General features: G+C 60.7%; 3 protein-coding genes. 1 reads left to right on the top strand and 2 read right to left on the bottom strand.

What is annotated here, in order from left to right; genetic code table 11:
• Positions 1-498: 498 nt before the first annotated feature.
• Both IFT76_RS20655 and IFT76_RS20650 read right to left on the bottom strand, forming a co-directional pair.
• Positions 499-2,724: an autotransporter outer membrane beta-barrel domain-containing protein gene (locus tag IFT76_RS20655; RefSeq protein ID WP_192060111.1), complete on the bottom strand. Its 2,226-nt coding sequence runs from the start codon at positions 2,722-2,724 to the stop codon at positions 499-501.
• Positions 2,725-2,877: 153 nt separating this feature from the next.
• Positions 2,878-5,616 carry an autotransporter outer membrane beta-barrel domain-containing protein gene (locus tag IFT76_RS20650; protein WP_244647993.1) on the bottom strand — a complete coding sequence of 913 codons (2,739 nt, stop codon included), beginning with the start codon at positions 5,614-5,616 and terminating at the stop codon, positions 2,878-2,880.
• 302 nt (positions 5,617-5,918) lie between these two features.
• Here IFT76_RS20650 and IFT76_RS20645 point away from each other — a divergent pair, with 302 nt between their 5' ends.
• A complete protein-coding gene (locus IFT76_RS20645) occupies positions 5,919-8,009 on the top strand; it encodes a hypothetical protein (protein ID WP_192060109.1) in 2,091 nt (696 codons plus the stop codon).
• Positions 8,010-8,170: the final 161 nt, after the last annotated feature.

Below are 8,170 nucleotides of genomic sequence, written 5' to 3'. Positions count from 1 at the left end.
GTTGACATGGTCGCTGCCATAGGCGGCTTTGCGGATGGCGCGTAATAATGAACGGGGTGGATTTTTCACGATGGATCACCTCGGGGAAGTTGAGGGAATATCGAAGAGTAGAGAGGCGAGCAATCAAGCAGCAGTCACCTGAGAGAACAAGTTAGGCTTGAAAACTGGAAAGTGCAAACAACTGGAAGAGTGACAAACTTAGTAAGTTTTCGCGCCCAAGTCTATGTGAGGCATACGTTTTATTCGCACAACGATTGAATGCGAGAGCTCAAGAGAAGTTAGTATATTTTTGTACTTTGGATGCGGCTATAAAAAATAATATTCAACATTGCACTGAAAGTAAAAAGGCGAGCTTTTGCATGTGTTAGTTGGGTCGTTCACATACGGCAGACCCACTTGCCCAGAAGGTACCTATGCCTACGCAGAAACAGTACAGAGGGTTGTGCCATGGCTGAGGCAACAGCAGCGCATTCACCGCTGTTGCCTGCCTTTGCGGGATCAGAAGCTGTAGCGCAGGCCGACGTTCACGCCCCAGGGTTGCTCCAGGTTGCGACCCTTGGCGTAGTCGAACTCGGTGTGCAACTGCAAGCGGTCGGACATCTGCGCGGCCAGGCCCAGGCCGAATTCGCCGCGGCTGCCGGACAGGTCGTTGGTGAAGCGGTTGCCATTGACCTTGACCTGGTTGTTGCTGGCGAACTCGTGGGCCAAAGCGGCTTTGGCGTAGTACTCGAAGGTGCCGCCGGCATCCAGCTCAAGCGTTTGGCTGAGCTTGGCACCAGCTTTGGCCAGCAGCGAGTCGGCACGGTTGCTGTCAGCTTCCATGCCGTTGTTCAACGTGTAACCTTGCCCCTGCACCTTCAAAGCCGACACCTGGGCGAAGGGCGTGACAGCAACGGTTTCAGTCACAGCAATCCGTCGGCCTGCTTCCAGCGAGGCACCGATGCCATGGTGGCTGTAGCTGCCTCGGCTGCGGGTACCATCGCTCATGCGCACCTCGGAGCTGTTCTGAAAGCGGTTGAGCTTGGCCAATGCATCGACGTAATAGCCGTCATCGCCCAGCCACGTGCCGTAGACACCCAGGTAGAAGCTGTCCACTTCGCCTGAAGTGCCGCCCTTTAGGTCCAGGTCGGATTTACTGTAGCCGACCATGGCACCGACCAAGGCGGTGCCATGGTCCACCACCAACGGGGCGTCCGCGCCGAGGCTGAAACCGTTCTGCTGCTGTCGGTACGCCACACCGCCGCCCGCCGACAGGTTGTATTTATTGCCGTAGGCCCGCGTCCACAGGCCGCCCTCGGCCTTGCCCATGCGCAGCTCGCCCATGCGGCTGCGCAGGGTGCTCAGCTCGCCGTACCACACGCTGGGCGCAGCGCTGAACAAGCCAAGCACCGATGCGGTACCTGGGGTCACCACGTTGCCAGGGCGCTGCACCAGCTGCCAGTCGTCGCCTGTTTGTTTCAAGTCGTAAACGAAGGTACCCAGGTCTATCTGGCCGCCCAGCGCCGCGAAACGCGCGTCACCGCCTGCGGTCTTGACCACGGTCAATGGGTCTTGCCCTTCGGCGACGTCAGTACCGGTGTTGTGAATGGCCAGCAAGTGGTCGCCGGTGGCCTGGCCGGTGATCACCAGCGTGTCGCCTTGGCCTGTGGCCAGGTCGGTGCCCAGGCCAAAGGTGCCATTGCCGGCGAGGCTGCCCAGCGTCAGTTCGCGGAAGGCGCCGGACGTACCACCCAAATCGATGCGCCCGCCGTTCATGCTGACGTCACCGATGCTGGCGCTCTGGGTCATGCGCCACAATGCGCCGCTGTCGACGGCCAGGCTGGACACCCCGGCCATGGTGCCGGTCAGGCGGGCGTTGTCTTGCAGCGTAATGGCGGTGGTCGAGTCCGCGTCGATCTGAATGTCACCGGTCAAGTCGGTATTGGCAGCGGTGAAGTCCACCGTGGTATTGGCACCGGCTTGCAGAATGACACCGTCGCCGCCCAGCAGCGTCGCACCATTGCGCACGATGATCGAGGCTTGAACGGGTGAGGCGTTGCGTGTCTGTACGGCGATTGCCGCACCGCGCTGACCTTCGACGCGAGCGTTGTCCACCACCAGGTTGCTGGCGCGCGGTACGGGCACGAAGGTGTCCATGCTCAATACGGCGCCATGCGTCTCGCCAACCACGTTGCTGCCCTGGGTCACATTGATGTCGCCACTGAGCATCAGGATCCCGTTGCCACCCCGGAGCAGACTGGTGTTGGCCGTCCGGCCCAGCACTTGGGTGTTGGCCAGCGTGATAGCGTTGTTGTAGTTGGCGGAAACGCCGCTGCCGCTGCCCAGCAATACGCTGTCGAACACACTGACCTGGGCGCCGCTGGTCTCACTGCCATTGCTGGCGATCAGCGCGTAGTTGCCGGTGCTGACCACTGTGCTACCGGTGATGCTGGCGGTGCTTTGACTGACCCTGACCCCAACTGCCGCGCCGCCGTTGATCTGCGCGTTTTCCGCGCGTAGCGCAGAACCGCTGGACACTTCGATGCCCAGGGTTTTTGCGCCTTTGACGTAAAGGGAGGCTCCCTCGCGCAGGCGCCAATCGGTAATGGCGGCCTCGGGGTAGATCACCAGGGCGTCCCCTGGGCCGGTCAGATCGCGTGCCGCAGCGACTTCGGCACCGTCCAGTACGAGAAGCCCGGCAGCGAAGCTGCCGGGCAGGATGAAACGTGAAACGAACCTGCTCATGATTGAGAACCTTGCGATGCAACCGTAGGATTTGCCGAAGGGCAATTGCGGGCCGCAAGCTTAGGTTCATGAAGTTTTAATATCTGTAGGACGCGTCCGAATCATGCATAGGCAAGACGCGCCCTACAACGACAGACCTACCTGGCACGACACCTACCAGGCATAGCGTAGGCCGAGGCTTCCTCCCCATGGCTGTTCGATGTTCTCGCCATTGCTGTAGTCGAAGTCGGCATGCAACTGCAGACGATCGGAGATCTGCGCGATTACACCGGCACCCAACTCGCCGCGGGTGCCCGAGAGGTCGTTGGTGAAGCGGTTGGCGTTGACCTTGACACGGTTGGCATCGGCGAATTCATGGGCCGCCGCCACCTTGATGTAAGGCTGCACCAAGCCGCCATTGGCCAACGGGAAGCTACGCCCGACATGCGTACCCACCTTGCCCAGCCACGAATCGGCACCGTTGCTGCGTGCCTGCATGCCATTGTCCAGATCGTAGCGCTCACCTTGCACCCACAGCGCCGACATCTGCGCGAAGGGTTCCAGGTACCAGTTGTCGGCGAGCTTTATGTGCTTGCCCACTTCCAGCGAGGCACCTACACCGTGGTTGTCGTAGTTGCCACCGGTACGGCTGCCGTCGCTGACGCGCACGTCGGACTCGTTCTGGAACCGGTTGAGCTTGACCACGCCGTCCACGTAGTAGCCGCCCTCGGACAGCCAGGTGCTGTACAGCCCCAGGTAGTAGCTGTCGACCTCACCGGAAGTGCCTGCCGCCAGGTCCAGGTCGGAGCGACTGTAGCCGCCCATCACGCCTACCAACCATTGGCCATTACTGGCCGGCAGCGGCGCATCGACCCCAAAGGTCAGCCCCTGCTGGCGCTGCCTATAGGCCACACCACCCCCGGCCGACAGGTCGTAACGCCCGCCATAGGTGCGCACCCAGGCGCCACTGGTGCCACGGCCCAGGCGCAGTTCACCCATGCGGCTGCGCAGGGTAGAGAGCTCGCCGTACCACACCGTGGGTGCGGCGCTGAACAGGCCGATCACCGAACGCGCTCCGGGGGTGACCACCGGACCGCCGCCGTCTCCAGGATTGCCGGGGTCCACGGGCGTCACGGGATCTACCGGGGTTACCGGATCTCCCGGATCGCCGGGGCTCCCTGGATCTACCGGGTCTACCGGATCTCCCGGATCGCCAGGGCTCCCTGGATCTACCGGGTCTACCGGATCTCCCGGATCGCCAGGGCTCCCTGGATCGACGGGACCGACAGTTCCCCGCTGAACCAGCAACCAGTCCTGGCCTTGCTTCTGCAGGTCGTAGACGTACGTGCCCGCATCGACCTGGCCGCCGAGCACGGCGAAGGTGCCCGCGCCACCGCCGGTCTGCACTACGGTCAGGGTCGTACCCGGCGTCGGGTCGACCCCACTGCTGCTGTTGTGGATGGCCAGTTCATGGCTGCCGGCGGCCTCGCCGGTCACCACCAAACGATCACCCTGTACGGTGCCCAGATCGGTGTTCAGGTCGAAGATGCCGCTGCCGCTCAAACTGCCTGTCTGCAAGGTTCGATAGGCGCCGCTGCGGCCACCCAACGCCACCCTGCTGCCGTTCATGGCCAGGCTGGCTATCTGCGAGTCGCCTGTCATGTTCCACAGGGAACCGTCAGCCAGATTGACAGCGCCTGCCTGGCTCAACTGGCCATTGAATGTCGAAGCGCGGTTCAGGTTCAGGTTCAGTGGACCCTGGCCGTTGCCTTCCCAGCTGCTTGCGTCAAGTGTCATGTTCGCCGTGGAGGTATCGGCGACAGTGACGTTGCCGGTCAAGCTGCTGTTGCCCAGGTTGAGCTGGGCCTGTGAGGCTTCGCTGACGTTCGTGTCGCCAACCCAGCTGCTCTGTTCCAGGCTCAGGTCGATGCGCGAGCCGCCGGTGAGCAGGGCATTGCCGGTCAACGTACTGGCTTCGCGGCTGACCAGGGTCAGCGCGCTGGCACCCCCCAGCAGCATGTCGCCGGTCAGGCTGCTGCCCTGGCCCAGATCGGCCGTCACCTGCGAGGCATCTGCCAGGCTCAAGCCGCCGTTCAAGGCACTGGCGGCCACTTGCAGATCCAGGGTCGACGCCTGCGTCACTTCCACCGCTATGCCATCGCCCCCGGTCAGGCTTGAACCATTGGCCAGGGTCAACCTTCCGGCTGTGGCCAGTGGATACAGCGTGGCCCCAACCAACACCGCGCTGCCGCGAGTACCTTGCAGGCTCGACCCATCGAGCGCCAGGTTGGTGGCTGCACGCGGTGTGCCGCTGCCGCCACCGTTGGCGATCAATGTGGCGCCATGGTTGGCGCCTATGGCGCTGCTCTGCACCAGGTTCATGTCCGATGACAGCACCGACAGCCCCACCCCGCCTAAGTAAGGCTGCACGCGACCATCATCGGTGCCGGATATCTGCGAACCGCTGATATTCACCACGGCCCCTGTGCTGCTTTGGATGCCTCGGCCGAAGCCGGTGACCGTACTGTTGGTCAGCGTCAAGACGGCGGGCGCGCCGGCTACCAGCGTGATACCGATGGCTGAAGAGGCATTGAGCACGCTATCGGTCACCGTGGCCGTGGAAGCGTCCACGCGCAAGGCTTCGAAGCGTGCGCGCGCCGTGACCGTGGCGCCTTCCAGCCCGGCCGTACTGCCCAGGCGCAAGCCGATGTCCAGAGTTTGGCCCCCAGGGCTGACAAACAGCGAACCTCCTCGCAGTACCGACCATTCCTCGACCGGTGAACCTGAGTTGACCCTGCCGATGGAAAAGGGCCCATCCACCACGGCCGCCATGACCTCGCCAGATACACTTAATACGACTGCAACGCCCAGCAACGGGCGCCACTTGATACCGCCGTGAACAATAGTTTTCATGACTGCCACCTTTGAATTTATTTATTCAAAAAGTTACTTTGGATCGTCCATCCGAAGTGGCAGTGTAGTTGCAAATCATGCTTCATCTAGTTGAATAATAATTTTCAGAATTAGCTGGATTTAAATATTGAAACGATTCCAATCGGTGCTAGCTTGAATATCGCACCAGGCCAATTACGCCTCGCACGAAGCCGCACCGAAACTTGCAGCGTGTAAATAATCAATCACTCGCAGCCGTTATGAAAACGCTTATTCACACTGCGCGCCTCGGTCTATATCAGTTCAGTACTGGAGATTGAAAAATGGGAACTTCCAACGCGATCTTTCAGGCGCCAAGCGCGCGTCCGACAGATGCAGCCGTCACTGTGTACAAGGTTCACAAGAAAGGCCGACTGGATCCGACGTCGCCCAGCAAGCGCTCTGCCAGCCTGCGGGCAGGCGTGGGCATATTGGTGGACGATGGTCCACCGCCGTCAGTACCTGACGCCATTTCCGGGCACCCGCAGAACCTGATTCCTGCAAACAAGAATAACAGTCCATTCAGGATCTCCATTCCAAACCACACGAGCATCGTTGCTGGCGACCTGGTCCGCTTGATACTCGACAATGTGCCTATCGACGTTCCAGCCGTGGACGCTGCAGAGGTAGGCAATGGTTATATCCGCGAGTTCGACGCAACCCTGGCTCACGGTGTACACCAGGTTACCTACGAGCTGGAGGATGGCGGCAGCAATGTGATTCGGGGTAACCCACCGATCCCTTTGCGTATCGACCGTGAAGCGCCAGGCGGGACTTTGATGCCACCGCTGATCTTTGCCCAAGATGTAGAAGACGAAGGTGTGACCCTGGACAAATTGGTTGCAGGCACTTCCGGCGGTCTAGTGCTGAAGACACTGCTGCCAGACTACTACGGCATGGAAGATGGCGACATAGTCAAACCTTTTTACAGAGCAACATCAGGGGGGTCTGAGTTGCTCATCGTGTCGGCGGAGAAGGTGGTGCCCGTGGGCGGCACAGGCGAAGATCTGGAGCTTGAAATTCCGTTGGCCGCGTTGCAAGCCATGAATGACGGCGAGCGCTATTTCGGTTACACGCTTACCGACGTGGCGGGCAATGTCAGCCGTGGGCGCGCAGACGACGTTGCCTTGATCATCCTGGTCAGCAGCGCGCCAGTGGACGGTGATCTGGATTTACCAGACATCGCGCTGTTCAGCGACAACGGCCTGATCAGCGAAGCCGATGCGCGCACGCCGGTCCATGTCAAAATTCCCGAAATCCCCAAGTCCGTCGATGGCGACGAAGTGATTTTCTACCTCGGCACCTCAAGTACCTCGAGACTGCGCATCAGCACAGCGGACCTCGGCAAGCCCTTCGTGCTGGAGTTCGACCTGCCGTTTGACTTCGTTGCCAACGGTGGCGGTACGGGGTCACCGCAACGGTACACAGCAGAGGGGTACTACGAAGTCTACCGCGGCACTGTAAAAATGGCCACTTCGGGAGCCAACCCCGTGTTGGTGGACATCACCATACCCGCCGGCCCAGACCCAGTCCCCGGCACTCCGGAAAATGAGCTGTTGAGGGTAGTCACGGTCGAGGCGGACAGTGGTGCTGTCGATATCATCGACAACGCTGACTTGCAGGAGGACGCCGAGGTCATCGTTCCTTACTACGCCGACAGCACTGCCACCCCGCCGGGTGATGTCGACTACCTGCAGGCCAACGATGTCATTACCGTCTATTGGGGCGGCACGGCGCTGGCTAACAGAAGAACCATACTGGCCAGCGATCTCGCTGCCAAATTACCGCTGAAAATCACCGCAACATCGGCTGAAATGAAGGCCAAAGGGCCTGGTATCAAAGCTGTCCACTACACCGTGGCGCGTGCAACATCAGGCACGCCATCGGCGACCAACGTGGCCCTGTCGTTTGCCAAGGACGTACAAGTTATTTCTCAGGATCTGCTGCCAGGCGGACCCGGGGGATTGCCCGCAGGAGAGTTCACAGAGCGCAGGCAGGCACAAAACTCCTTGAACAAGGCGCAGCTGCAGGACGGTACGCCATTCCGTGTGCTCCTGGATTACGACCAAGTGGCCGAGGGCGACGAGATCACCCTCACGCTGCAGGGGTATTACGGCCTTGCCGGCTCAGGCGTCGAAACGCCCAACATGAAGCTCGATCTGAGCTACACCTTGACGCGCGACGATATCCAATTGCCGGGTGGCCCTGTCAAACATCACGACTTCCTGATTCCGGCCACTTACTTCTCCAAGAAGTGGGTGAATGAGCCCGTTGGGCAGGGGTCGGTAACGGCCGTGTACTCCATTGAAAATGCCTACGGCACTGGCGGCCCTTCTGCCTCGGTGTTCGTGCGTTGCTACGCACTGGACTTGTAGCAGCGTTACCCCTCGCCGGCAGGCAACTGTCGGCGAGGGGCCCACCCGCTCTTTGTCATGAGTGATCTCAACTCCACTTGAGGTGATCCATCGTGAAAAATCCACCCCGTTCATTATTACGCGCCATCCGCAAAGCCGCCTATGGCAGCGACCATGTCAAC

This window comes from Pseudomonas sp. CFBP 13727 (assembly GCF_014841915.1).
Taxonomy (GTDB): domain Bacteria; phylum Pseudomonadota; class Gammaproteobacteria; order Pseudomonadales; family Pseudomonadaceae; genus Aquipseudomonas; species Aquipseudomonas baltica.
Note: the sequence above shows the minus strand (reverse complement) of the source record. Positions and strands in the feature narration are given on the sequence as shown.